Annotated in this window: 27 protein-coding genes and 1 pseudogene; 1 reads left to right on the top strand and 27 read right to left on the bottom strand. The window is 39.5% G+C overall.

What is annotated here, in order from left to right; genetic code table 11:
- Positions 1 to 90: 90 nt before the first annotated feature.
- The gene (locus MKX47_RS02820) at positions 91 to 492 is read right to left on the bottom strand and encodes a single-stranded DNA-binding protein (RefSeq protein WP_340770882.1); all 402 of its coding nucleotides are present in this window, start codon (positions 490 to 492) and stop codon (positions 91 to 93) included.
- Between the two features lie 256 nt (positions 493 to 748).
- Between MKX47_RS02820 and MKX47_RS02815 the strand changes: the two genes are divergently transcribed.
- Positions 749 to 1,207: a YwpF family protein gene (locus MKX47_RS02815; protein ID WP_340770880.1), complete on the top strand. Its 459-nt coding sequence runs from the start codon at positions 749 to 751 to the stop codon at positions 1,205 to 1,207.
- Positions 1,208 to 1,759: 552 nt separating this feature from the next.
- Here the strand turns inward: MKX47_RS02815 and MKX47_RS02810 are convergent.
- From MKX47_RS02810 to MKX47_RS02685, 26 genes and pseudogenes are all read right to left on the bottom strand, one after another.
- Positions 1,760 to 2,629: pseudogene (locus MKX47_RS02810) on the bottom strand (IS3 family transposase); the annotation flags it as partial.
- Positions 2,587 to 3,150 (bottom strand): transposase, encoded by a 564-nt coding sequence (locus tag MKX47_RS02805; protein WP_340770878.1) that lies wholly within the window; start codon positions 3,148 to 3,150, stop codon positions 2,587 to 2,589. The gene MKX47_RS02805 and the pseudogene MKX47_RS02810, both read right to left, overlap by 43 nt.
- Before the next feature lie 82 nt (positions 3,151 to 3,232).
- Positions 3,233 to 3,592 (bottom strand): hypothetical protein, encoded by a 360-nt coding sequence (locus MKX47_RS02800; protein WP_340770876.1) that lies wholly within the window; start codon positions 3,590 to 3,592, stop codon positions 3,233 to 3,235.
- A gap of 104 nt (positions 3,593 to 3,696) precedes the next feature.
- Positions 3,697 to 4,080 (bottom strand): hypothetical protein, encoded by a 384-nt coding sequence (locus tag MKX47_RS02795; RefSeq protein WP_340770874.1) that lies wholly within the window; start codon positions 4,078 to 4,080, stop codon positions 3,697 to 3,699.
- A gap of 168 nt (positions 4,081 to 4,248) precedes the next feature.
- Positions 4,249 to 4,683 (bottom strand): 3-hydroxyacyl-ACP dehydratase FabZ, encoded by a 435-nt coding sequence (gene fabZ / locus MKX47_RS02790; protein WP_340770872.1) that lies wholly within the window; start codon positions 4,681 to 4,683, stop codon positions 4,249 to 4,251.
- A gap of 175 nt (positions 4,684 to 4,858) precedes the next feature.
- A complete protein-coding gene (locus MKX47_RS02785; RefSeq protein WP_340770870.1) occupies positions 4,859 to 5,164 on the bottom strand; it encodes a DNA-directed RNA polymerase subunit beta in 306 nt (101 codons plus the stop codon).
- A gap of 25 nt (positions 5,165 to 5,189) precedes the next feature.
- Complete coding sequence (locus tag MKX47_RS02780) at positions 5,190 to 6,029, bottom strand: flagellar hook-basal body protein (protein WP_340770867.1); 840 nt, start codon at positions 6,027 to 6,029, stop codon at positions 5,190 to 5,192.
- 69 nt (positions 6,030 to 6,098) lie between these two features.
- Complete coding sequence (locus MKX47_RS02775) at positions 6,099 to 6,938, bottom strand: flagellar hook-basal body protein (RefSeq protein ID WP_340770865.1); 840 nt, start codon at positions 6,936 to 6,938, stop codon at positions 6,099 to 6,101.
- An 80-nt stretch (positions 6,939 to 7,018) separates the two neighbouring features.
- Complete coding sequence (locus MKX47_RS02770; protein WP_340770862.1) at positions 7,019 to 8,014, bottom strand: rod shape-determining protein; 996 nt, start codon at positions 8,012 to 8,014, stop codon at positions 7,019 to 7,021.
- A 177-nt stretch (positions 8,015 to 8,191) separates the two neighbouring features.
- Entirely contained in the window at positions 8,192 to 8,470 is a 279-nt protein-coding gene (locus MKX47_RS02765; protein ID WP_340770860.1) for a sporulation transcriptional regulator SpoIIID, read from the bottom strand.
- 97 nt (positions 8,471 to 8,567) lie between these two features.
- A complete protein-coding gene (locus tag MKX47_RS02760; RefSeq protein WP_340770858.1) occupies positions 8,568 to 9,218 on the bottom strand; it encodes a M23 family metallopeptidase in 651 nt (216 codons plus the stop codon).
- Between the two features lie 49 nt (positions 9,219 to 9,267).
- Positions 9,268 to 10,173 carry a stage II sporulation protein D gene (spoIID, locus tag MKX47_RS02755; protein ID WP_340770856.1) on the bottom strand — a complete coding sequence of 302 codons (906 nt, stop codon included), beginning with the start codon at positions 10,171 to 10,173 and terminating at the stop codon, positions 9,268 to 9,270.
- A 154-nt stretch (positions 10,174 to 10,327) separates the two neighbouring features.
- Positions 10,328 to 11,626, bottom strand: coding sequence for a UDP-N-acetylglucosamine 1-carboxyvinyltransferase (gene murA / locus MKX47_RS02750; RefSeq protein WP_340770853.1), 1,299 nt, complete (start codon positions 11,624 to 11,626; stop codon positions 10,328 to 10,330).
- A 427-nt stretch (positions 11,627 to 12,053) separates the two neighbouring features.
- Complete coding sequence (locus MKX47_RS02745; protein WP_340770851.1) at positions 12,054 to 12,296, bottom strand: DUF1146 family protein; 243 nt, start codon at positions 12,294 to 12,296, stop codon at positions 12,054 to 12,056.
- Between the two features lie 71 nt (positions 12,297 to 12,367).
- On the bottom strand, positions 12,368 to 12,775 hold the full coding sequence (locus MKX47_RS02740; protein ID WP_340770849.1) for a F0F1 ATP synthase subunit epsilon: 408 nt from the start codon (positions 12,773 to 12,775) through the stop codon (positions 12,368 to 12,370).
- A gap of 23 nt (positions 12,776 to 12,798) precedes the next feature.
- A complete protein-coding gene (atpD, locus tag MKX47_RS02735; protein ID WP_340770848.1) occupies positions 12,799 to 14,214 on the bottom strand; it encodes a F0F1 ATP synthase subunit beta in 1,416 nt (471 codons plus the stop codon).
- Positions 14,215 to 14,262: 48 nt separating this feature from the next.
- On the bottom strand, positions 14,263 to 15,120 hold the full coding sequence (gene atpG / locus MKX47_RS02730; RefSeq protein WP_340770846.1) for an ATP synthase F1 subunit gamma: 858 nt from the start codon (positions 15,118 to 15,120) through the stop codon (positions 14,263 to 14,265).
- A gap of 96 nt (positions 15,121 to 15,216) precedes the next feature.
- Entirely contained in the window at positions 15,217 to 16,725 is a 1,509-nt protein-coding gene (atpA, locus tag MKX47_RS02725; protein WP_340770844.1) for a F0F1 ATP synthase subunit alpha, read from the bottom strand.
- 29 nt (positions 16,726 to 16,754) lie between these two features.
- Positions 16,755 to 17,291: a F0F1 ATP synthase subunit delta gene (locus MKX47_RS02720; RefSeq protein ID WP_340770842.1), complete on the bottom strand. Its 537-nt coding sequence runs from the start codon at positions 17,289 to 17,291 to the stop codon at positions 16,755 to 16,757.
- Positions 17,288 to 17,809: a F0F1 ATP synthase subunit B gene (atpF, locus tag MKX47_RS02715; RefSeq protein ID WP_340770840.1), complete on the bottom strand. Its 522-nt coding sequence runs from the start codon at positions 17,807 to 17,809 to the stop codon at positions 17,288 to 17,290. Before atpF ends, MKX47_RS02720 begins: the two co-directional genes overlap by 4 nt.
- 168 nt (positions 17,810 to 17,977) lie before the next feature.
- Positions 17,978 to 18,202 (bottom strand): F0F1 ATP synthase subunit C, encoded by a 225-nt coding sequence (gene atpE / locus MKX47_RS02710; RefSeq protein WP_241367582.1) that lies wholly within the window; start codon positions 18,200 to 18,202, stop codon positions 17,978 to 17,980.
- A gap of 75 nt (positions 18,203 to 18,277) precedes the next feature.
- Entirely contained in the window at positions 18,278 to 19,003 is a 726-nt protein-coding gene (atpB, locus tag MKX47_RS02705) for a F0F1 ATP synthase subunit A (RefSeq protein WP_340770832.1), read from the bottom strand.
- 30 nt (positions 19,004 to 19,033) lie between these two features.
- On the bottom strand, positions 19,034 to 19,405 hold the full coding sequence (locus MKX47_RS02700; protein ID WP_340770830.1) for an ATP synthase subunit I: 372 nt from the start codon (positions 19,403 to 19,405) through the stop codon (positions 19,034 to 19,036).
- 726 nt (positions 19,406 to 20,131) lie between these two features.
- Entirely contained in the window at positions 20,132 to 21,247 is a 1,116-nt protein-coding gene (gene wecB, locus MKX47_RS02695; RefSeq protein ID WP_340770828.1) for a non-hydrolyzing UDP-N-acetylglucosamine 2-epimerase, read from the bottom strand.
- Positions 21,248 to 21,316: 69 nt separating this feature from the next.
- Positions 21,317 to 21,946, bottom strand: a complete 630-nt coding sequence (upp, locus tag MKX47_RS02690) for a uracil phosphoribosyltransferase (RefSeq protein WP_340770825.1) — start codon at positions 21,944 to 21,946, stop codon at positions 21,317 to 21,319.
- A gap of 97 nt (positions 21,947 to 22,043) precedes the next feature.
- Positions 22,044 to 23,885 (bottom strand): putative bifunctional diguanylate cyclase/phosphodiesterase, encoded by a 1,842-nt coding sequence (locus tag MKX47_RS02685; protein WP_340770823.1) that lies wholly within the window; start codon positions 23,883 to 23,885, stop codon positions 22,044 to 22,046.
- Between the last annotated feature and the right edge of the window lie 214 nt (positions 23,886 to 24,099).

The raw sequence follows: 24,099 nt of genomic DNA, 5'->3' as shown, positions 1-24,099 counted from the left end.
ACTTTAACAACTGAATTGGAATAGAATGAATGCTACTGTGCGGTCTTACAGTAGGCTTGTCCACTGTAGCAACAAGCTTTCGAGAACAAGCTATAATGTTTTGACGAGCTCACTTTCTTGCTCTGGTAATACAAAGTTTTCTGGAATTGCTGGTGTCTCTGTCGCGTTTGTAACAGGCTTCAATGCATAAAAGCGAATTTCCTCAGCCACAACATCGGTTGTATACACCTTTTGATTTTCGCGATTGGTATAAGAGCCTGTTTGTAAGCGACCCTTCACGCCAATCAATGAGCCTTTCCCGCAATATTTAATCAGCTGTTCCGCCAACCTTCCCCATGCAATACATCGCACAAAGTCTGCTTCATTGACCCCTTCGCTATTTTTATACTGACGATTGATTGCTACGGTGAATGTTGTTTGGACATGCCCTTCTGATAATTGACGGAGGCTCAAATCCTTTGTCGTGCGTCCGACAATTCCAACATGATTCATCGACTTCCCTCCTTCCCTAATAAAGTAACTACATCATAATCAATTATTTGAATTTTCACAAAGTACCAAAATGACATTTTCGTCTCATTTGCTAAGTCAAATTGTCTTTTTGAGATTATTGGATTTTTATACTATTTGAACAAATTAAGTAGGCTTAACGATTCGAAAGCTTTATTAGTGTAGCGAATTTTGACAGTTTCGCAGATCGAATATGTTATACTTTATGTACAGATACATTCGGAAAGGGGCTGATTGTTTGAAAACGTTTAAAATGCTATCGCTAGAATTACAGTTAGACGGCGTATTCCAAAAAATACCGCTAACAGACGGCATCATTATCAACCAAGAAAATAGCCACCAGCTTTGGGTCATTGAAGCCTTTATAACTTCTGACTACAAGGAACAATTTGATGCGCTCATTTCATCAGGTACTATGCTGGATGCACGCGTCATTATTTCATTACCCGACAATGAACCCGCGCCATTTTCCATTATTACACATTCCTTAACTCCTATTGCCGACCATATTTCGGTACTGTTTAAAGGGCGCTTGAAGGCACAGCGCAAAAAATATGCCGAACAACTCTTATCTCAATTATTGGAGCAGGGCTTACGAAACGAAGAGCTACTTGTCGCTTTTGAGCAAGGCATGCGCGACCGCCCCTCACTCAAGGAACGCAATGAACGTTTAGAAAATACACAGATTAATAAATAGCGTGAAAATAGGGCTAAAACGATAGATTGGGGTTGACCTAATTAAGTTATGATTGGCGTGTGTGACTATAATCAGAATGAGTTGGTGTTAACTGGAATTCCGCGTGAAATATGACCGGATTGGTCTATGATCGAGTTTTTGGTTTTATGCTCGGTTTCACGTGATTTGTGATCGGATTTTTAGTTTTATGCTCGTTTTCGGGAACTTTATGCTCGAATTTTAGTTTTTATGCTCGGTTTCAACACTTTCATGCTCGATTAACCACATTTTCCCTTTATTCTCCATCTAAAATTGTCCACGCCGAAGCACTCTTCCTAATTAAGTTTAATGGAACATCACTAAATACCCTAATTTATGGCAATTCGCACGTATTTTAAAAAAATCGCACGAAAATTGAAAATATCGCACGCATTTTACATAAATTCGCACAGTAACACGGAAAAATCGCACATATCCACAGCTATCTCAGCCTTCCCAGCTCTGGAGCACTACATTAAAACAAATAAAAAAAGGAAACCCGTAGGTAGTGACCCCTTAAAGTTAGAGTTTTTATTATGCAGCTAATTGGCTGGCATGCGTTCGATATTGTATCGGACTCATGCCGGCCAGTTTTTGTTTAATACGCTCGTTGTTATAGTAGTGAATATATTTTTCAATTTTCTTTTTTAACACGTCATATGAAACTAATTCTTCTCCGTAATACATTTCTTGTTTGAGTAAGCCAAAGAAGTTCTCCATTGCCGCATTATCTGCACATGTTGCTTTACGAGACATGCTTTGGAAAATCTTGTTCTGCTTTAATGCTTTGACCCATTTTTTGTGTTGATAGTGCCAACCTTGATCGGAATGGATGGTTGTTCGATATTCTGCACGTTCTTGAATGATTGGAAGAGCTTGTTTCAAAGAATCTAGCACAAAATCGAGTGTCGGTCGTTTAGACATACTAAATCCAATAATCTCGCCGTTATATAAATCCATAATTGGGCTCAAATACAATTTTTCATCATTTGTACATTTGAATTCTGTTACGTCGGTTACCACTTTTTGAAGGGCATAAGGGGTATTGAAACGGCGATTCAAACGATTTTTCGCCACTTTTCCAACCGTGCCTTTATACGATTTATAGCGTGATTTGCGGACGAACTTCTCACACTTCAAATTCATTTCCTGCATGAGACGCTGAACTTTTTTATGATTAATTGTGTACCCTTTCCCTTTCAATTCCGCATGAATACGACGATAGCCATATCGACCTTCATGTTTCTTAAACGCCTCTAAGATTAACCTTTTCCAGTCTTTATCTGAATCGGCCTGATGCATTTGCTTGATGTGATAATGATACGTCGCTGCTGGAATATCCACGCGTACAAGGACATCTTTTAATCGGAATCCTTCTGTTTTAAGTTCAAAGGCAATCGCTGCTTGTGCTTTTCGAGGAAGGCATTCGGATTCTCTCGAAAAGCCTTCAACTTTTTTAAGTACGCAACCTCTAGACGAAGCAGTTCATTTTCGCGTTCTAACTGCTCCTCACGTGACATTTCTTTTTCCTGCTTAGTTGAAATTGATTTTGGTTTTTTAGACATAGACGGGCGCCCCTTCACTTTTTCTAGCAGGCCCTCTATTCCTTGTTTTTGGAATATACTGTTCCAATTAGCGATTAAACTCGGGTTGTTCATCTTAAATTGAATCGCCGTATCTTGATAAGAAGCACCTGTTTGTTTCATAAAGTGTAATACATCTACTTTGAAATGAACAGAATAGACTTCATTTTTGCTTTTTCGTTGTAAACCCTCTTTTCCATAAGCTTTATAGGCAGTTACCCATCGTTCAATCACAGACTTAGATGGAATTGAATATTTTTTCGCTAACAACTGAAACCCCAATGGTCCTTTTAAATACTCCTTCACAATCTGTAACTTGAATTCATCGCTATATTTTGACATAGAAAAACACCCCAAAAGTTAGTTTTTTAACTCTAACTTTTGGGGTGCAGCACCGTAACGCATACGGATTTCCTTTTTTTCATTAATGATTGTCCACTTTGTCTTGATCTTTGCGGTCTTTATTGTCCTCGATGATGTCTTCCTGATTGACAGATGGCGCGCCTGGTGCGGTTACCCCATTTTCACCATTCGGATTACTTGAACCGTTTGGAAGCGTTCCATTATCAATCGTACTTTCGTTGACGTTCCCGTTATTTGGGTGATTTGGATCCACGGTATCGATCGTATCATCAATGGCATCTCGTGTATCGTCCATCACATCGTTAACACCACGCTCCACATCCTCTACCGGCGTTGTGGCATCACGCTCGGCTGTGTTCCAGTTACAGCCTGCTAAAAGAAAAAGCGATAATGCACTGACCATCACTGCTATTGTACGCATAAAAAAATCCCTCCTTTCGCTTAGAAGCTCGATTAACAATCACCATAAGTGATCATCAATAGAGTGCCCGGGAAAAGAAGGATCTATCCAACCTATAATTGGGTTTATTTTAATTTATCTTTTAACAGCTGCTCCACATAAGCTGCCTCAGCCTTGCAATCAAATTGATAGTCCGTGCCTAGCTGCTTTTGTAGCTTATCAATTTCTTTCTTTTGCTTTTCAGTTGGCGCTTCAGTTAAAATTTTGTTAATAACCTCGTCCATTTTTTTGGCAATTTCTTCATGGAATTCTGCGCTTAATAATACCTCTGTAGGTATTTTATCGATCCAAGCTGCATTTTCCTTGAAGTATTTTTGCCAGCTTACCATATAGTCTTCCATCGAAAACTTATCTTCATCCCAACTAATACTTGCTAAATACGCTTCAAACGACGTCGAGATTGATCGTGTAATACTAATTTTTACGCCTGAAGACAATTGTTTATACATCTCTTTTAAAACCTCCTACGTTTAAAGCCGAACTTTGCTTGTTTTCATTCATTCTATTTATATTTTGACAATTATATACGGTTATGATTAATCGACTGCCAAAAGGGGAAATATTCACTTCAACCTATATATTCTATAATTTTTGCGCTATAATTGCAAATCGCTACATTACGGCTGTTCGGGTCCAATGGCAAATAAAATTTCACATTCACAAGCGAGCTCACCATCTACAGTAGCAATGGCCTTTCCTTTGCCCATTTGACCGCGTAATTTTAAAAATTCTACTTCTAGCTTTAGCTGATCGCCCGGCACGACTTGACGTTTAAAGCGGCAATTATCGATGCCCGTTAAAAATACAAGACGTCCTTTATAAGCAGGCGTGTTTAGTAATGCTACGCCACCTACCTGCGCTAATGCCTCGACAATTAGCACGCCTGGCATAACAGGGTATCCCGGAAAATGCCCATTGAAAAATTGCTCGTTAATTGACACATTTTTTAAACCGATCGCTCTCTTCCCTTCTTCAATCTCTAAAATTCGATCGACTAATAGAAATGGATAACGATGCGGTAAAATCGCTTGAATTTGCTCTGCATTTAACATAAAATTTCCCCCTTTGTGTTTGTTTCATACATAATCCTTATGTAAAAAATTCGGATAAACAATGTGTAACAGGCTGTAGAAAATTGCCCTTTCCTACAGCCATGCTGATGAACCATTTATGTCCCTTTTAACAGGCGCAAAAGGATTGCACAAAATAACCTTCGTGACAATCCCTTTACTGTTTTCCACTCATAATATCAAGTAAATGTTGCCACGTGCTCCATTTTAATGTGTCCGCAGCATCACCATCGCCAATCACACTGTAGCCAATGATTAGGCCGATTGCAGCAGTGGCAACAAAAAGCACCGCTATTAAAATAATGCGTAGCCAAATGGGGATGAGACGAAGCTGAACCCAGCGGACTGGCTGATCGTTCGTTGGCTCCGGATGCGGCTGTTGTGTCTCTTGTTGTTTTCTGAAGCTACGTCTCGTCTTTTTTATCGTCGGCTGCTCTGCTTTTTGTTCAAACTCATTTGTCATAATTATTTCTCCCTTACAATGCCCCTTAACGAATTCCGTTAATTAAGCCAAGCATCTGATCTGCAATTGTTACTGCACGCGTATTGAATTGATAAGAGCGCTGTGCCTGAATTAAATTGGTCATTTCCTTTGATAAATCCACATTGGACATTTCAAGCGCACCTTTTTGGATGCCTACTTGACGATTTGCGCCTTGTAAATCGGTTAAAATCTCAGCCTCTGTATAACCAAGCTCGTCCAGATTTTCTGGTAATCCAATGTATGTACCACCTTGTAGGTTTTCCATTACTTGCGGCTTTTGCAACGATGTCACGGCTAATTGAAAGCGCTGTGGCTGGCCGTTTGCATAATTTACGACTAATGTACCATCCGAATCCATCGTAAACTGTGTCGCGTTGTCTGGGAACGTAATGGCTTGACCATTAACGTCTGAAACTTGATAGCCATCACTATTGACAAGCGTTACAATACCAGGCTCTGTTGGCGATACATAAAAGCTCCCGTTACGTGTATAGGCTGTACGTGTTTCGCCTGCATCATTTGTCATTAGAACATTAAAGTATTGATTTTTAGTCGTTAATGCAAAGTCTAAGTCGCGGTCTGTTACTTGAATGGAGCCCTGTGTCTGATTGGATTGAATTTGACCGATTTGCGCGCCTACACCATAGCGAATGCCGACTGGTGTTTGTCGCACTGTTTTGTCGTATTCATCGTTATTAAACTGTTGATACAGCATTTCAGTAAAGTTAGCTTGTTGTGCCTTATAACCATGGGTATTACTATTGGCAATATTTGAACTAATCGTATCTAATTGATTTTGGATTTGTGACAGCGTATTTGTTGCTGTAATCATTGTACGTAGCATTTGATGACTACCTCCTTATTATACGTAAATTCGCCTATGAATGAAAATATTTCACTGTGCGAAACGAATTTACACACGTCCGATTTCGTTTACGGCTTTATCCATACTTTTATCGTATGCTTGCAATACTTTTTGATTGGCTTCAAAAGCACGATAGCTTGTTAGTAAATCCGTCATCGCTTTTGCTGCATCCACGTTAGAGCCTTCTAAGTATTGCTGCTGCATCGAAAATTGTACGCCCGCTTGTCCGTAAGCTGAAGGTAGGGCCTCACCCTCTAACGTATCGTAAAGACCGTTACCGCGCTTTACTAAAACGTCTGGATTTGCTGAAAATGCTACCCCTAAAGTACCCACCTGTGCATTGTTTTCATCGAAAATTGCCCCTGTGGAGTCAATGCGAATATTATCATTTGCAAACTGCATGCGGTTGCCATTTGCATCAAGTACGAATAGTCCCATTGGATTCACTAGATTCCCTGCGCCATCTAATGTGAAATTCCCGTTACGCGTATAGCTTTCTGTACCGTTTTCGTTTTCTAAACGGAAGAAAATTTGGCCGGCATTTCCTGAAGCGGCATCTGTTGGGATTTGACTATTAATTAGTGCTACGTCCGTCGTGAGCCCTGTAGAATAGATTTGTCCCTGTGCTTGATCTGGCATTGTTTCTTGTAAATATACCCCTGCATTGAGCGCGCCAATTGTATCGAGTTTTTTTAATGCAAAACCCTTTTCTGTTGGGATATTTGTGGAGCCTACAGCTGACATCAGCATGTCTGGAAATGAACGAATCGTTGTTTGGTCTGATTTGAAACCTGGTGTATTCGCATTCGCCATATTATTTGTTAGAATTTCTGTTTTACGTTGTTGTGCAACCATTCCTGTCGCTACTGTATAAAACCCTTTAAACATTCGCTTCACCTCAAATTTCCGTCATATTGAATATATATCGATAAAAGTCCCTGGATTGTTAGGTATCGAGTCGAAGTCCGTTATTTATTACTTACTGCTCGGTCAATATTGTCTAACATAATGCCTGTTCCAACAGCTACACAGTTCATCGGATTTTCTGCGATGAATACGGGTACTTTTAATTCTTCAATTAGTAATTGGTCGATGCCATGTAATAACGCACCTCCACCTGTTAAAATAACACCGCGGTCGATAATGTCTGCTGATAATTCTGGCGGTGTTTTTTCAAGTACATTTTTCGCTGCCTGTACGATCATGCTTACCGATTCGCGCAATGCATGTTCAATTTCTTGGGAGTGAATCTCGATTGTACGTGGTAAGCCGGTTACCATATCACGTCCACGGATTTCCATCGCTTCTTTACGGCTCGTAGGGAATACCGTACCAATCGTTGTTTTAATATCTTCTGCTGTACGTTCTCCGATTAATAGCTTGTATTCTTTCTTTATGTATTGCAGAATGTCATTGTCGAATACGTCGCCCGCGATTTTAATGGATTCGCTCGTCACGATATCGCCCATTGATAATACAGCTACATCTGTTGTACCGCCACCGATATCCACGACCATATTACCGCTTGGTTGGAAAATATCCATACCTGCCCCAATTGCTGCAACTTTTGGCTCTTCTTCTAAATAAACCTTTTTGCCGCCTGATTTTTCAGCTGCTTCACGAATCGCTTTTTGCTCAACCGATGTAATATTTGTCGGACAGCAAATTAAAATGCGCGGTTTTGACATAAATCCTTTTAATTCTAGCTTATTGATAAAATGTCTTAGCATGGCTTCGGTTACATCAAAATCTGCAATGACGCCATCCTTTAACGGACGAATGGCTACGATATTGCCTGGTGTACGCCCTACCATTTGACGTGCCTCTTCACCTACAGCAAGCACTTTACCGCTCTTTTTATCAATCGCCACGACTGAAGGTTCATTTAAAACAATCCCCTTCCCCTTCAAGTGAATTAACACATTTGCAGTACCTAAATCTATCCCAATATCTTTAGAAAACATGTTTATTTTAAGCTCCTTCCACCGATTTCAACATTTGTACGTTTCATAATTCTCTTTATCTAGCTTATTTTATCATATACAATACGTAATTTACATCTAAATTTATGGCAGAGAATTTCCTTTATTTTGGGATTTCAAGGGATTTTGGACTGAAAACAAAAATGTCTAGTGAGATGATTACTCGCTAGACATTGCTTGGGTTTGTATTGGCTTCGTTAACCATTTTTTGCGTGTTGCTTCTCCGCCTCGTAAATGTCGAATCGATTTATTGTACGCTAGCATGTCTTGGACTTGTTTAGCAAGCGGTTCATTCACCTGTACAAGTCTTTCTGTTAAATCCTTATGCACCGTACTTTTCGAAAATCCTGTTTTACTGGCAAGAGCACGCACCGTTCCACCTGTCTCCACAAACAGCTCACCTAATCGAACGCAACGCTGCCGAATATGCTCGTGCACGTTCTCTTCCTCTCTATAAAATGTATGAAGAGTGTTTAGTTCTTATTGGTTCACCTTATGTGTCAACGTTTCGGTTTATTCGGATTTGTTTTTACATTTAGAAGGATAAATATTTGCGTGGGTTAATTAACACGCCTTCTTCTAGCACTTCAAAATGTAAATGAACGCCGGCTTGTGGGTTCCATTCATTTTCTTGCGATTTCGCAATGACTTCCCCTTGTGCTACTTTATCGCCTTCTTTTACTGAAATATCCGCAACTGAGCTATATTGTGTTTCCATGCCATTTGGATGTTTAATCGTAATTTGATTCCCTTTAAAAACGTCCATTTTGACTTTTGTGACCTCTCCGCTCATTGCCGCTAGTACTTCAAACGGTTCGCTATTAATGGCGATAGAGACGCCTGTAGATGTCGTAAACACTTGATTAAATACTAAGAGTCCTTTTTCTCGTGTTGCTTCGTCTGCAGTGACATCATAAAATTCCTGTACAATGCTTGCTTCATTGAACAATTCTTCTTTAAATGGATATTTTAATGTTTCTAGCTTCGTTGCAGTTGGCAAAATCGTTTGCTCATTTGTTTTCGGCTGACCTTCAAGTGCAACCTGATCTTGCTTACTGTTGTACAGGGCATTGTAACTCAAGATAACACCAACAATCATTAATGCAATACTGCTATAAACGACCGGCCAAAACCACGGTCTCTCCATAACTGGTTTTCGAGAAGGCTTTCGTTTAACTTCTCCCATAATCATCACCTCAAGTAAGAGTGTAGACAGGAAGTTCAGAAGTTAAACATTATTTTTGACAATAATCAAAAGTTTGTACGGCTGTATTCGGATAATAATGCGCCAAAATTTCCTGTGCCTTTGTTCCACCTTGTGCCAGCGTATTTGCCCCCTCCTGACTCATACCGACACCATGCCCATAGCCAAGAGTTGTCAGCGTAACTCCCTTTGGCGTGGACTTCCATGTAAAGTAGGTTGCGCGTAATTGTAATAATTCTCGCATTTCACGCCCTGTCCACGTTTTATTTGCAATTGTAAGAGATTGCACACGGCCAGAGCTATTAGCACGAACCTTGGCATTTTTGTATTGTGCCACTGTGAAATTTTGATGGAGCAGCTTGTTTAATTCCTTGTACGTATACGTCGTGACTGTTGCTTCAAGTGCTTCTGGCGATGTAACTGACTGTAAATAAGGAATGACGCTATTGCTATAGTTTTCGGCGGATTCGGTTTTTTGGAAAGAAGATGCATGGAACATCGCTGTAATTAGTTGCCCCTCATAAGTCAGCACCTGATGCTTTGTTTGCTCGACCGCTTGTTGCACCTTTTGTTCATTTTGAGCAAAGGCCGCCTTCCATCTTTCTTCGCGTAAATCCTTATCATGAAAAACTTGATGGGCAGTAGTTGCGGAGATGGGGGTTTGTCCATTATTCGTTTGCTTCAATACATACGTCCTAGAAGCAATTGCCTGTGCTTTTAATGCCTCTTCATGAAAACTCGCTGGCATTTCTCCGGCTAGCACCCCTACTAAATATTCTTCTAACGGAATCGTAGTATCATTGATTTTGATGAGTATTTGACATTCATCTTTCTCTTTTTCTACTGTGGAAATGGATTGCTTTGTCTCATTTTTTTTCATAAAAACGGGCGTCAGGAATAAGCTAATTACTATCAACAGGAGAATGATTTTTTTCATGTGACAATGTATGATTTTTGCCCAAAGATATGCATCACAACCTAAAAGATTCTATAGAAAAATATTCTCTCCTAACCTTTGACATTAATAAAAAAGCAACTAATTACTCGGCATTTTACACGAGCAACTAGCTGCTAATTATGTTCGTTAATCGTTAGACAGTGATGACTTGTTCTTCTGCTACTTCTTCTGTATCGACACGCTCAATCGTTGCACCTAAAGCGGCTAATTTCTTATGGAAATCTACGTAGCCACGGTCTAAGTGATGTAATTTAGTCACACGTGTCACACCTTCAGAAACTAAGCCTGTTAAAATAAGCGCTGCCGCTGCACGTAAATCCGTCGCTGCAACTTCTGCACCTTGTAAATTCTTTTCGCCTTCAATAAAGACCGAACGCCCTTCAATTTTAGCGTCTGCGTTCATACGACGGAATTCCTCGACATGCATGAAGCGATTTTCAAATACTGTTTCAGTAATGATACTTGTGCCCTTAGCCGTTAACATTAATGCCATCATCTGTGATTGCATATCTGTCGGGAAGCCTGGGTGTGGCATTGTCTTAATATCCACAGCCTTTAATGGATCATTGGCACGAACACGCAGCCCTTCACCTTCTTCGATGATTTCAACACCCATTTCGCGCATTTTCGCAATGAGTGCGGTCAAATGTTCTGGTACAGCATTCTCGATGAAAACATCTCCGCGTGTAATTGCCGCGGCCACCATAAATGTCCCCGCCTCAATACGGTCTGGAATTATATAATGCTCGCAACCTTTTAATTCTCTTACACCTTCAATTCGAATCGTGTCTGTACCCGCACCGACCACGCGACCACCCATCGCATTGATAAAGTTTGCTAAATCCACAATTTCAGGCTCTTTTGCTGCATTTTCAATCACTGTTGTACCTTTTGCTAAAGCGGCTGCAGTCATAATATTTTCAGTCGCCCCAACGCTCGGGAAATCTAAATAAATTTCTGCGCCCTTTAATTCGTCCATTACCTTCGCTTCAACATAGCCATGACCAAATGAAATTTTAGCACCCATCGCTTCGAAGCCCTTTAAGTGAAGTTCAATTGGACGTGAACCGATAGCACATCCACCTGGTAATGCTACGCGTGCATATCCATTACGCGCTAATAAAGAACCCATTACTAAAATTGAGGCACGCATTTTGCTCACAAACTCGAATTGTGCTTCACTAGAAAGCTTCATTGACGTATCGATAATCATTTCATTTGCTTCGACATTATATGCTACTTTTGCGTTTAGGCTTTTCAAAACTTCGCTAATTGTACTGACATCTGCTAAGTTTGGTACATCTTTTATAATATTTTTATCTTTAGAAGCTAATAGAGACGCAGCTAAAATTGGTAAAACGGCATTTTTCGCACCTTCAACACGAACATTGCCTTTTAGCATTTGACCCCCAGTAACAATAATTCTTTCCACAATTCGTCCCTCCGAATTCGATTCTCATATAATTAATAAATGAATAAGTTCAATTAATTTTCTTCATTTGACTGTTATTTACACACTAAGACATACTACAAAAATTATGGTACCTAATCAAGCACCCAAATCACTATTTTAAGCTACTTTCGTTAAAATAGCTATAAATATATAATACGCAGTACAAGTATTTATTGTGAATCATGAGAAATCCAAATTACACGTGAAAATAGCGCAAAGCAATGTCCTTTTCCGACGACGATTTTTATAAAAATGAAGTGCTCCCTTCCAACACTAAAAATAATTACCCAAAATCGATAAATTTACAAACGTATCCTTTTTCCTAGAGAATCTTTATTTCTTGTAGGGAAAAACAAGATATTATTGCCCCCTACAAGAAATAAAATATCCTACTAAACTCCCTTCATTACTGGAAAATATACACGATTAATTGAGACCAATTCAAGAAATTCAAAAAGAAATCTGCTACCGTTGATCCGATGACGATACTCAAAAAGACGTAAAATAGCTGAATTTGAAAGGTTTTCCCCTTTTTAAACAGCTGTTCAATACGGAGTCCTTGTATGGCATACAAAGCCATACCAATAAAAATGATATAGGCAAGAATATTCATTAGTGCTTGTTGCCCTGTTTGTGCGAGTATATCCAATCCCTTTCTCCTCCTTTTAAAACAGCATTTAAAAAAAGCGGACAGATTGCTCTGCCCACTTTGATATCAAATTAGATATTACCCTCATGAACGTTGATACGATTCAACGCACGTTTTAATGCTAAATCAGCACGTTGGAAATCGATGTCATCTTGTTTCTTTTGAAGGCGACCTTCAGCACGAGCTAAAGCTTCTTTAGCACGAGCTAAATCGATTGAAGAAGCCACTTCTGCAGAAGGAGCTAAAATCGAAATTTTATCAGGACGAACTTCAATGAAACCGCCGCTAATTGCTGCAACCTCAGTAGTGCCATCTGCTTTTTTAAGCTTCACTGCACCGATTGTAAGTGGCGCTACCATAGGAATATGACCTGCTAATACACCAATTTCACCTGAAGTTGTTTTAGCGATTACCATCGATACTTCAGAATCGTATACTGGGCCGTCGGGAGTGACAATATTGACTGTAACTGTCTTCATATTTTTTCCTCCTCGTCAGCTAATTAAACTTGTACGCCCATTTCTTTCGCTTTTGCTACTACGTCATCAATAGAACCAACTAGACGGAAAGCATCTTCTGGTAAGTGATCCCATTTGCCATCAAGGATTTCCTTGAATGAACGAACAGTTTCTTTAACAGGTACATAAGAACCTTTTTGACCAGTGAATTGCTCCGCTACGTGGAAGTTTTGAGATAAGAAGAACTGAATACGACGAGCGCGTTCTACAGTTTGTTTATCTTCATCAGATAACTCATCCATACCTAAGATGGCGATGATATCTTGTAACTCACGGTAACGTTGGATTGTACGTTGAACGTTAGTTGCAATTGCGTAGTGCTCTGGACCTACGATTTCTGGTGATAATGCACGAGAAGTCGAAGCTAATGGGTCAACCGCAGGGTAGATACCCATTTCAGATAATTTACGCTCAAGGTTTGTTGTAGCATCTAAGTGAGCGAATGTTGTAGCTGGAGCCGGGTCAGTATAGTCATCGGCTGGTACGTAAATCGCTTGGATAGAAGTTACAGAACCTTTAGTCGTAGATGTGATACGCTCTTGTAATTTACCCATTTCAGTAGCAAGTGTTGGTTGGTAACCTACCGCAGAAGGCATACGACCTAATAGGGCAGAAACCTCAGAACCTGCTTGTGTGAAACGGAAGATGTTGTCGATGAATAAAAGTACGTCTGCACCTTGCTCATCACGGAAGAATTCAGCCATTGTTAAACCAGTTAAAGCTACGCGCATACGTGCTCCAGGTGGCTCATTCATTTGTCCGAATACCATCGCTGTTTGTTTGATTACGCCTGAATCTGTCATCTCGAAGAATAAGTCGTTACCCTCACGAGTACGCTCACCTACACCTGCGAATACAGAGATACCAGCGTGCTCTTGTGCGATATTGTTGATTAATTCTTGGATTAATACTGTTTTACCTACACCGGCACCACCGAATAGACCGATTTTACCACCTTTGATGTAAGGTGCTAATAAGTCTACTACTTTGATACCTGTTTCAAGGATTTCTACAGTAGTTGATAATTCATCAAATTTTGGAGCTTCGCGGTGAATTGAATCACGACGAACTTCAGCAGGAATCTCTTCGCCTAAGTCGATAACTTCACCAAGTACGTTGAATACACGACCTAATGTAGCTTCACCAACTGGTACTGAGATTGGTGCTCCTGAGTTTGTTACTTCTGCTCCACGTTGTAAACCGTCAGTAGATGACATGGCAATCGTACGAACAGAATCGTCACCTAAGTGAAGCGCTACTTCTAATGCAAGAGTAGTTGGCTCTTCGTTAGGACGTTCGATTGTAACTGTTAATGCGTTATAAATTGCTGGTAATTCACCATTAGCAAACTTTACGTCTACTACTGGACCCATTACCTGAAGAACGTGTCCTTTGTTCATTACTGTGTACCCTCCTATCGTATTCTTATACGACGTTGGTGTGTGCGCCTATTCTAAGGCAGCAGCTCCACCAACGATTTCTGTAATTTCTTGTGTAATCGCCGCTTGACGTGCACGGTTGTATTGTAGAGAAAGGTCTGCAATAAGATCGTTTGCATTGTCTGTAGCGTTTTTCATTGCTGTCATACGCGCTGAATGTTCACTCGCTTTTCCGTCTAAAATCGCGCCGTAAATTAAGCTTTCCGCATATTGAGGTAATAATACTTCAAGAATTGCTTCGCCTGATGGCTCGAATTCATATGCAGCATTGCTTGTTGACGGTGCAATATCAGTTAAAGGAAGAACTTTTTTCACAGTCACTTCGTTAGCGATTGCTGATACGAAGTGATTGTAGTACATATAAAGTTCATCATACGTACCTTCAGTGAACATACCAACAGCATTACGTGCGATTTCTTTAATATCCGCAAATGTCGGTTGGTCTGGTAGAGCAACTACATCTGCGATAACATTGTGTCCACGCTTTACAAAGTAATCACGAACAACACGACCTACTGCTAATACTACATACTCATCTTTAGACTTATGACGTGAGTTAATTGTATTTTGAACTTCACGTAAAATGCTTGAGTTGTAAGCACCTGCTAAACCACGGTCGGAACCAATTACTAAGTAAGCTGTTTTCTTAACAGGACGAACAGTTAACATTGGATGCCCACTGTCTTTTGTACCTGCTGCGATTGCGCCTACTACGTCTTGGATTTTTTCCATGTATGGTACGTAAGCTTTAGCATTCATCTCTGCACGACGTAACTTTGAAGAAGAAACCATCTGCATCGCTTTCGTAATTTGCTTCGTAGACTTTGTAGAGTTAATACGACCTTTAATTTCGCGTAAGTTTACCACTGGTATTTCACCACCTTTTGATTTTTATCAAGTTCTTAAAAGAGGTTCAGCCTTTCACGTGCATCATCATGACACGCGTGAAAAACTGTCCAATTCTTACTCAGATTTAGCGAAAGTTTTTTTGAATGCGTTGATTGCTTCGATATACTCAGCATCTGGAGCAAGTTCTTTAGTAGTACGAACGTGATCTAAAACGTTTGTGTGGTTTGAATCTAACCAGCTTAAGAATTCGTTTTCGAAACGAACGATATCTTGTACCGGAATATCATCTAAGTGACCTTTAGTTAATGCATAAAGGATCGCTACTTGCTTTTCAACTTTAAGTGGTTTGTTTAAGTCTTGTTTTAAAACTTCAACTGTACGTTTACCACGCTCTAATTTTTTAAGTGTGATTGCGTCTAAGTCAGAACCGAATTGAGCGAATGACTCTAATTCACGGAATGCTGCTAAGTCAAGACGTAATGTACCAGCTACTTTTTTCATCGCTTTGATTTGAGCAGAACCACCTACACGTGATACTGATAAACCGGCGTTGATTGCTGGACGTACACCAGAGTTGAATAAGTCAGATTGTAAGAAGATCTGACCATCTGTAATTGAAATTACGTTTGTTGGGATATATGCAGAGATATCGCCCGCTTGCGTTTCAACGAATGGAAGCGCCGTAATTGAACCGTTTTTGTAAGTTTCGTTTAACTTCGCTGCACGCTCTAATAAACGTGAGTGTAAGTAGAATACGTCACCAGGGTAAGCTTCACGACCTGGAGGACGACGTAATAATAATGAAAGTTCACGGTAAGCTGATGCTTGTTTAGATAAGTCATCATACACGATTAATACGTGTTTACCATCTAACATGAACTCTTCGGCCATAGATACACCAGCAAATGGTGCTAAGTATAGTAATGGCGCTGGTTGTGAAGCAGATGCAGTTACAACGATTGTGTAATCTAAAGCACCGTGCTTACGTAATGTTTCAACCGTACCACGTACAGTTGATTCTTTTTGACCAATTGCAACGTAGATACAAATCATATCTTCGCCTTGTTGGTTTAAGATTGTATCGATTGCTACAGATGTTTTACCAACTTGACGGTCACCGATGATTAACTCACGTTGACCACGACCGATTGGAACTAAAGCATCAATCGCTTTGATCCCTGTTTGTAATGGTTCATGTACTGATTTACGAGCCATTACACCGAAAGCTGGACTTTCGATTGGACGGCTAGTAGTTGTGTTGATTGGACCTAATCCATCCACTGGCATACCAAGTGGGTTTACAACACGTCCAATTAACGCTTCCCCAGTTGGAACTTGCATAATACGACCTGTACGACGAACTTCATCGCCTTCTTTGATGCCTAGGTAGTCCCCTAAAATTACGATACCAACGTTACCTTCTTCTAGGTTTTGTGCCATACCCATAACACCGTTTGAGAACTCTAAAAGCTCTCCAGCCATGGCGTTGTCGAGGCCATGAGCACGAGCGATACCGTCACCAACAGTGATAACTGTACCTACTTCGCTTACTTTTAATTCCGATTGATAACCTTCAATCTGCTGTTTAATCAGACTGCTGATTTCTTCAGCTTTGATGCCCATGTATGTTCACCTCTCACATTTCTTAAGATTTAGCCAACTAATACTTTTTTTAAGTCCTCTAGCTTAGATACTACAGTGCTGTCGAAAATATAGTTGCCGATTTGAACGCGTACGCCACCGATTAGTGACGCATCGATAATGTTTGTAATATTTAATGTTTCTTTTCCCACTAATTTACCGAAAGCAGCAGAAATTTCTGCGCGCTCTTGTTCAGTTAATTCGCGAGTAGAGAATACGTTTGCATTGGCAGAGCCTTGAGCAGCAGCTGCTAATGCTTGGAACTGTTCAGCTACAGCCGATAATTCGTTTAAACGTTTCTTTTCGATTAAGAATTGAATCATGTTAACAACGATTGGCTGTGCACCAGTTAAGATTTGAGCAATAAGCTCTTTTTTGCGGTCAGCTGAGATTTTTGGAGCCGATAATAATGCCATAAACTCATCGTTTGAAGCGATTACTTCTTTGATCTCTTTTAAATCTGCACCTACTTCAGAAAGTATGTTTTGCTGAGACGCTAATTCGAAAATTGCTTGAGCATAGCGATTTGCTACAGTCGATTGACTCATTTCGCTTCGCCTGCCTTCGCAATCGTTTCTTTAATTAATGCGCTATTGTCTGCTTCAGAAATTTCTTTTCCAAGAACTTTAGACGCAGCAAGAACTGATAATGAAACCACTTCTTCGCGTACCGCAGCAATTGCTTTTTCTTTTTCTGCTTCGATATCACGAACTGCAGATTCTTTTAGACGGTTAGCTTCAGCGCGTGCAGCTGACACGATTTCTTCGCGAGTTGCTTCGCCTTGCTTTTTCGCGCCCTCAACGATAGATTGCGCTTCAGTGCGAGCTTCTTTAAGAAGGCTCTTTTGTTCTTCTAATAGTGCTTGCGTTTCTTTCTTAGCTTTTTCAGCAGCATCAATACCGCTTGCCACTAATTCTTCACGCTCGCGCATGATACCCATTAAAGGACCCCAAGCGAACTTTTTAAGAAGTGCCATTAAACCTAAGAAAATTACTAATGTAGCGATAGCATCACCTAAGTTGATGTTGTTAGCGCCTGCACCTAGTACAAGATAGTCTAAAACCACGATTGTTTCACTCCCTTCAAGAGCTTGAATAGAAATCTATATTTGTAATACTTTTACTTTCATGCTAAAAAACTCAAATAAGGACAAGCCTTATTCATACAAAAGCAATGGCGAAGGGGGGCTTTAAAAAGTCTTCTTCGCCACTGGGAAGTAATCTTTTTGCAAAGATTATTTGTTCATTACGATGAATGCTACTACTACTGCGATGATCGGTAATGCTTCTACTAATGCAACCCCGATGAACATAACTGTTTGAAGTGCGCCACGTGCTTCTGGTTGACGAGCGATACCTTCTACTGTTTTAGAAACGATTAAACCGTTACCAATACCTGCACCTAATGCTGCTAAACCGATTGCGATTGCTGCTGCTAATAAACCTACTGAACCTACCATTTTGAAATATCCTCCTTGGATTTGTAATTTTTTGGGTTCAAATTACCACACTACGTTGAATGTGGAAATTTATAATTAATGGTCTGAACTCACTTTGTGAGCCATGTATACCATCGTTAACATAGTGAAAATGAAAGCTTGGATAAACCCGATGAAAATCGAGAATCCCATCCATGCCATCGTCGGAACGATTGCACCGATGAAGCCAAAAATAGATGCGCCTGCTAATCCCCCTAGTAAACCTAGTAAGATTTCACCGGCATAAATGTTACCGTAAAGACGTAAACCAAGTGTTAACGTATTGGCAAACTCTTCAATAACCTTTAATGGGAACATGAATGACATTGGTTGGAAAAATGTTTTTGCATAACCACCTGTACCCTGCATTTTCACACCGTAGTACTGAGTTAAGATTAAAACCATTGATGCTAATGTCATCGTTACAACCGGATCGGCTGTTGGTGATTTCCACCATAAATCATGTCCGACAACGATACCACCTAATGGTAAACCAAGTAAGTTTGATACCGCGATAAACATAATTAATGTAATCCCTAGAATGTGGAAGCGACCACCTGTTTTCCAGTCCATGTTACTCTTGATAATCCCCTTCACGAAATCCATAATCCATTCCATGAAGTTTTGCATACCAGTTGGTTTCAACGCAAGTTTACGTGTCGAAACTACTGCGATTATGAACACGATAACTGCTGATACAAGTAGTGTTAATACTGTACCTAAATTGAATGTAAGCGTCATAAAGCCTAAATCCAAGTCTAATTCTGGAGCTGTATGATTCATTTCTGCATTCACCTCTCTTTCAATTGCACATTAATGGCTCTTATCCTGATGTACAATTCTTTCTATTACTAAAAAGACATACGGAATCATAAGCCCAATGACCGTGCTTATTAAGTGAAAATATTGTGGCAACGATATTGCGATTGCGACTGCGGCAACACCTGATCCGAAACGTAATGCCGTACCAATAGATGGTGTTTTTGTCCCCTCACTTATGGAACGGTCAAATTTTTCCATACGTCGAACTAATATCCAAAAGTTATACGTACCAAAGAACGCACCTAGGGCAATACCAGCAAATATTGAATCATACGGCGAAAATCCCCAGCCTAACGCACAAATAGCAAGCAAAAAAAAGAACGCCTTCTTCTGCATTGCGAACATGTGATGCAAATTTAGCATTGGCAATTAATCTCCTGAAACATTTTTCGAGTAAAGAAAGCGTTCATCGACCATTAAGTGAATCTAAACTGTAGTGAATGCACTACAAAACCAGAGTCCGTTACAAGTACTAAACAATTTTAACTATGGACGTACTCCCCAATGTTACTATTCATTCCATACTTCTAAATGACTCATAATCTTGTGGACGTTTAATCCAGACGCATAAAACGTTGCAAATTGACAAGTTGATTTTCAAATGCCAATCTAGTAGAAACTTGATATAACAAGTGTTTCAACGTCTTCAGACTAGACGAAACCCTTATCATTCTTACCCTTTGTAAGCATACAATAGGGGGTTTTTGATGTCAATTGCTAATGGTGAAAAACTTCACACACTTAAACTCCTTGTCAAATTGTTGACAAATTTGTGTATAGTTATGCATATTTTCAAACTCTATTTTTTCACTAACACCTTTTTTCGCTAGTTCATACTTTTTTTCTGTTTTGCTCATATTAAAAGATGAAAGAAAAAAATTTTTTGCTTCTTTTTTGCGATTTTAGCTATTGACATTATGATTTTTTAAAATTCTCTGCTTTTTTTCTTAAAAAACATACTTTCAACAAATTCGATTGCTTTTGAGAGAAGTTTAACTACTCTGTTTTTCACAAAAATTGTTAAACTTCTCATGGATTTCACAAAGTTTTCAGAAAAAGTTCAATCTCGTTTCATAGAATCGATTGCAACTAGAGCTTTGCATAGTTCATTAAGGCTTTCACAATTCGCTCAGAGGCAAATCCATCACCATACGGATTTGAGGCATGTGCCATTTTATCGTATGCTGCTTGATCCGTTAGTAATTCTTTTGCCATTGTGTAGATAACTTCTTCATCTGTCCCCGCAAGCTTTAATGTACCAGCTGCAATGCCTTCTGGACGCTCTGTTGTGTCACGTAACACAAGTACGGGCTTACCTAGAGATGGTGCTTCTTCTTGTACCCCACCTGAATCCGTTAAAATCATATACGAGCGCGCTGCGAAATTATGGAAATCGAATACTTCTAACGGCTCGATTAAATGCACGCGTGGGTTGTCGCCTAAAATTTCATTGGCCACTTCACGTACAGCTGGGTTCATATGCACTGGATAAACAACTTGTACATCCTCATGCTCGGCCAGTAAGCGCATAATGGCACGGAACATATTGCGCATTGGCTCCCCTAAGTTTTCACGGCGGTGTGCTGTTAATAAAATCATACGGTCCGACCCCATTTTTTCTAGCACGGGGTGTGTATAGTGTTCACTAACTGTCGTTTTCAATGCATCGATTGCCGTATTCCCTGTTACAAAAATGGCTTCTGCCGGCTTATTTTCTTTTAATAGGTTTTCGCGTGATTGCTCTGTTGGTGAAAAATGTAGGTCTGCCATCACACCTGTTAATTGACGGTTCATTTCCTCTGGGTATGGCGAATATTTTTGACCTGTGCGTAAACCTGCTTCTACGTGACCTATTGCGATTTGGTTATAAAATGCGGCTAGGCTTCCTACAAATGTTGTCGCTGTATCGCCATGTACAAGTACTATATCAGGTTTTGCCTCTTTCATAACACGGTCTAAGCCAATTAATGCATTTGTCGCTACATCCACTAATGTTTGGCGATCCTTCATAATATTTAAATCATAGTCGGGTGTAATTTTGAATGTTTCTAGCACTTGGTCCAGCATTTGGCGGTGCTGTGCGGTTACGGTAACGATCGATTCAATTTGTTGTGGATGTTTTTGAAGTTCTAATACAAGTGGGGCCATTTTAATTGCCTCTGGGCGCGTACCGAAGATGGTCATTACTTTATATTTGTTCGTCATGATAGAGCTCCTTTTGAGTATATTCTATAAAAAACGCCCGCAAATAACTTCACGGGCGTTTTTTTCTACTTATTTTGTGCCGAATAAACGGTCACCAGCGTCACCTAAGCCAGGTACGATATAACCGTGATCATTTAATTTTTCATCTAGAGATGCGATGTAAATATCTACATCAGGGTGCTTTGCTTGGATTTCTGCTACACCCTCTGGAGCAGCGATAAGGCACATGAATTTAATGCTTTTTGCGCCACGTTTTTTTAGTGAGTTGATCGCTTCTACTGCTGAGCCACCTGTTGCTAGCATTGGGTCAACGATGATGAAATCACGCTCTTCCACATCTGCTGGAAGCTTCGCATAATATTCAACTGGCTTTAATGTGGCTGGATCACGATAAAGACCAATATGACCTACTTTTGCAGCAGGAATTAATTTTAATACGCCATCTACCATCCCGATACCTGCGCGTAAAATTGGTACAATTGCAATTTTCTTACCTGACAGAATTTTTGCTTTTGCTTTTGTTACAGGTGTTTCTACTTCAATTTCTTCTAATGGTAAATCGCGTGTAATTTCGAAAGCCATTAACGTTGCGACTTCGTCAACTAACTCACGGAATTCCTTTGTACCTGTTTCTTTATCTCGAATATAAGTTAACTTATGTTGAATTAATGGGTGGTCAAATACGTATACTTTGCTCACGTTGACATCTCCTAACTGTTATTTATCTAAATTAGTATAACAGAAAAGGATATCATCGAAAACTATTCACCGGATGTTTTTTAAATGGTTATTGAATTTACCAAATTTGTTTTCGTTTTAGCCGTTCTTCATCGATACACTTCTCGGCCTCTTCAATGGGCAATGGCTTTGAATAGTAATAGCCTTGAATGCCGTCACAGCTAATAGCTTTTAGTATATCCCGCTGCTCCTTTGTTTCCACACCTTCAGCAATGACATCCATCTCCAATGTATGTGCGATTTCAATAATGGCCTTCACAATGGTTTGCGTTGCAAGCTCATCCAATTTCATCACAAAGCTACGATCAATTTTTAATTCGTTGAACGAAAATTTTTGCAAATAACTTAACGAAGAATAGCCAATACCAAAGTCATCAATGCTTGTATAGACCCCCATATTCCGCAATTTGTTAATAATTTTTCTTGCTCTTTCTGAATCAAATAATCCCATATTTTCAGTTACTTCAATAATTAAAGTTTTTGGGTCGGCATAATAAGTATGCAGAAGACGCTGCAAATTTTGAATAAATAACGGATGGTAAAAATGCTCCGGTGAAATATTTACTGCTACTGGCACAATTCGTTTTCCTTCGTATTGACGCTGTTGGTGCCACATCAATACTTTTTCAATAATTTGTAGCTCTAAATTTTTGATAAGCCCTGCATTTTCAGCGATAGGAATAAATTCAGCTGGCGAAATAAAGCCAAGCTCAGGTGAATACCAGCGTGCTAATGCCTCCATACTGATAATTTTTTCATTATGTAATGCAAATTTAGGTTGGAAATGTATATCGATTTCCCCATTATAAATCGCATTTTTTAAATGGTTAAGCACAAATAATTCCCGTTCTAATACAGCATCATTTCGTGCTGTATAAAATTCCGTATGTGAGCCATGTACACCCTTTGCTTTTGTTAAAGCGTACTCGGCAAAGCGAATCGCATCATGATTTGCAATTCGCGAATTAAATGGTGCAATCCCTACCTTTAAAGAAATATGTATAGGCTGATCGTCAATTGTAAACGACGCGTTCATTTCATCGCTAATTGTTGTTTTTCTTTTAACCAGATGCTTAAAATCAACCGGCGAAAACATGATTAATGCAGAGCTGGTAAAGCGCGCGACTTCACTATTATCACTAGTTGAGGCCTGCTTTAAACATTCTCCTATATGCCTTAATAAGCGTTCTCCAACCGGTCGACCGTAGAGCTCTACAATTTTTGAAAATTCACCAGGCTCTATTATTTTTATAACGCCGACTTTATTTTCATTTTTATAATGACTTAGCATCGTAATAAACTTTTTATAACTTGGTAAATTAGTTGTCGTATCAGTTGTTTGTAGTATTTCAATTTGACGCTCATACATTGAAAGTTTTTCGAGCAATTGAATGCACTGCTCTAGTTTACGAGTTAAAACGCTCAGTAAGCGCTCCCCTATCCTGATTCCCTTGAAATAAATAATAAAGTAGCCAATCACTTCATGGGACATCGTATACACCGGGATAAAATAGCTATTTTCGCAAAGCTCAGATTTTGCAATACGCCATGTTTTACTATGTAGGGACAACTCCGATAAGATCGACCAATTTAACCGCTTATATTTGGTCATTAGTTGATGATGATAGTTCATTTCCTGTTGCGAAATATTCGGAGTCTCTTGTTCAGGAAAACGTTGCGACCTTATGAACTGCAATGGTTGCTGCTTTAAGTATGTAAATGTTGAATATGTATTAAATCGAAAATCTATTGCTGTGCAGATTTGTTGAATTTTATATTGAATCGGGCCTTCTTGTAGGACAATCGCATTTATTTTGTTTGTAAATGTTAAGTGTTGTTGCAAATTTTTATAAGTTTTGTCGGTTAACGTTTCAAAGATATTTATGCTCGTCTTTTCCATAGTGCCTCCGTCGATAGTTGGTATTCTTAATCTGTTACTTTTGTACTTAGTCTTTTCTATCATAATAGAGGACCTATTTACTTTTCAACTAATTTTACCTACTTTTCTTCATATAGTATCTTTTTCAATTAGTAACCATAATTTAAAAAAATTCCAAAAGAGAAAAGGGCCTTAAAATTCCGAACAGCGGAATAAAGGACCCTTTCTATTTTAC

Origin of the sequence: Solibacillus sp. FSL R7-0668, from assembly GCF_038006205.1 — a bacterium.
GTDB lineage: Bacteria > Bacillota > Bacilli > Bacillales_A > Planococcaceae > Solibacillus.
This window is presented reverse-complemented; position numbering and strand designations above follow the sequence as displayed.

Excerpts from the sequence above, each read along its gene's own strand:
- MKX47_RS02775 (WP_340770865.1), bottom strand. The coding sequence starts at position 6,938 with ATGTTTAAAGGGTTTTATACAGTAGCGACAGGAATGGTTGCACAACAA.
- MKX47_RS02760 (WP_340770858.1), bottom strand. The coding sequence starts at position 9,218 with ATGGGAGAAGTTAAACGAAAGCCTTCTCGAAAACCAGTTATGGAGAGA.
- MKX47_RS02795 (WP_340770874.1), bottom strand. The coding sequence starts at position 4,080 with ATGTATAAACAATTGTCTTCAGGCGTAAAAATTAGTATTACACGATCA.
- wecB (WP_340770828.1), bottom strand. The coding sequence starts at position 21,247 with ATGACGAACAAATATAAAGTAATGACCATCTTCGGTACGCGCCCAGAG.
- MKX47_RS02770 (WP_340770862.1), bottom strand. The coding sequence starts at position 8,014 with ATGTTTTCTAAAGATATTGGGATAGATTTAGGTACTGCAAATGTGTTA.
- atpE (WP_241367582.1), bottom strand. The coding sequence starts at position 18,202 with ATGGTAGGTTCAGTAGGTTTATTAGCAGCAGCAATCGCAATCGGTTTA.
- atpD (WP_340770848.1), bottom strand. The coding sequence starts at position 14,214 with ATGAACAAAGGACACGTTCTTCAGGTAATGGGTCCAGTAGTAGACGTA.
- MKX47_RS02800 (WP_340770876.1), bottom strand. The coding sequence starts at position 3,592 with ATGCGTACAATAGCAGTGATGGTCAGTGCATTATCGCTTTTTCTTTTA.
- MKX47_RS02785 (WP_340770870.1), bottom strand. The coding sequence starts at position 5,164 with ATGACAAATGAGTTTGAACAAAAAGCAGAGCAGCCGACGATAAAAAAG.
- MKX47_RS02820 (WP_340770882.1), bottom strand. The coding sequence starts at position 492 with ATGAATCATGTTGGAATTGTCGGACGCACGACAAAGGATTTGAGCCTC.
- fabZ (WP_340770872.1), bottom strand. The coding sequence starts at position 4,683 with ATGTTAAATGCAGAGCAAATTCAAGCGATTTTACCGCATCGTTATCCA.
- MKX47_RS02685 (WP_340770823.1), bottom strand. The coding sequence starts at position 23,885 with ATGGAAAAGACGAGCATAAATATCTTTGAAACGTTAACCGACAAAACT.
- MKX47_RS02780 (WP_340770867.1), bottom strand. The coding sequence starts at position 6,029 with ATGCTACGTACAATGATTACAGCAACAAATACGCTGTCACAAATCCAA.
- atpA (WP_340770844.1), bottom strand. The coding sequence starts at position 16,725 with ATGGGCATCAAAGCTGAAGAAATCAGCAGTCTGATTAAACAGCAGATT.
- MKX47_RS02720 (WP_340770842.1), bottom strand. The coding sequence starts at position 17,291 with ATGAGTCAATCGACTGTAGCAAATCGCTATGCTCAAGCAATTTTCGAA.
- MKX47_RS02805 (WP_340770878.1), bottom strand. The coding sequence starts at position 3,150 with ATGTCAAAATATAGCGATGAATTCAAGTTACAGATTGTGAAGGAGTAT.
- MKX47_RS02700 (WP_340770830.1), bottom strand. The coding sequence starts at position 19,405 with ATGCTAAATTTGCATCACATGTTCGCAATGCAGAAGAAGGCGTTCTTT.
- spoIID (WP_340770856.1), bottom strand. The coding sequence starts at position 10,173 with ATGAAAAAAATCATTCTCCTGTTGATAGTAATTAGCTTATTCCTGACG.
- atpB (WP_340770832.1), bottom strand. The coding sequence starts at position 19,003 with ATGAATCATACAGCTCCAGAATTAGACTTGGATTTAGGCTTTATGACG.
- MKX47_RS02740 (WP_340770849.1), bottom strand. The coding sequence starts at position 12,775 with ATGAAGACAGTTACAGTCAATATTGTCACTCCCGACGGCCCAGTATAC.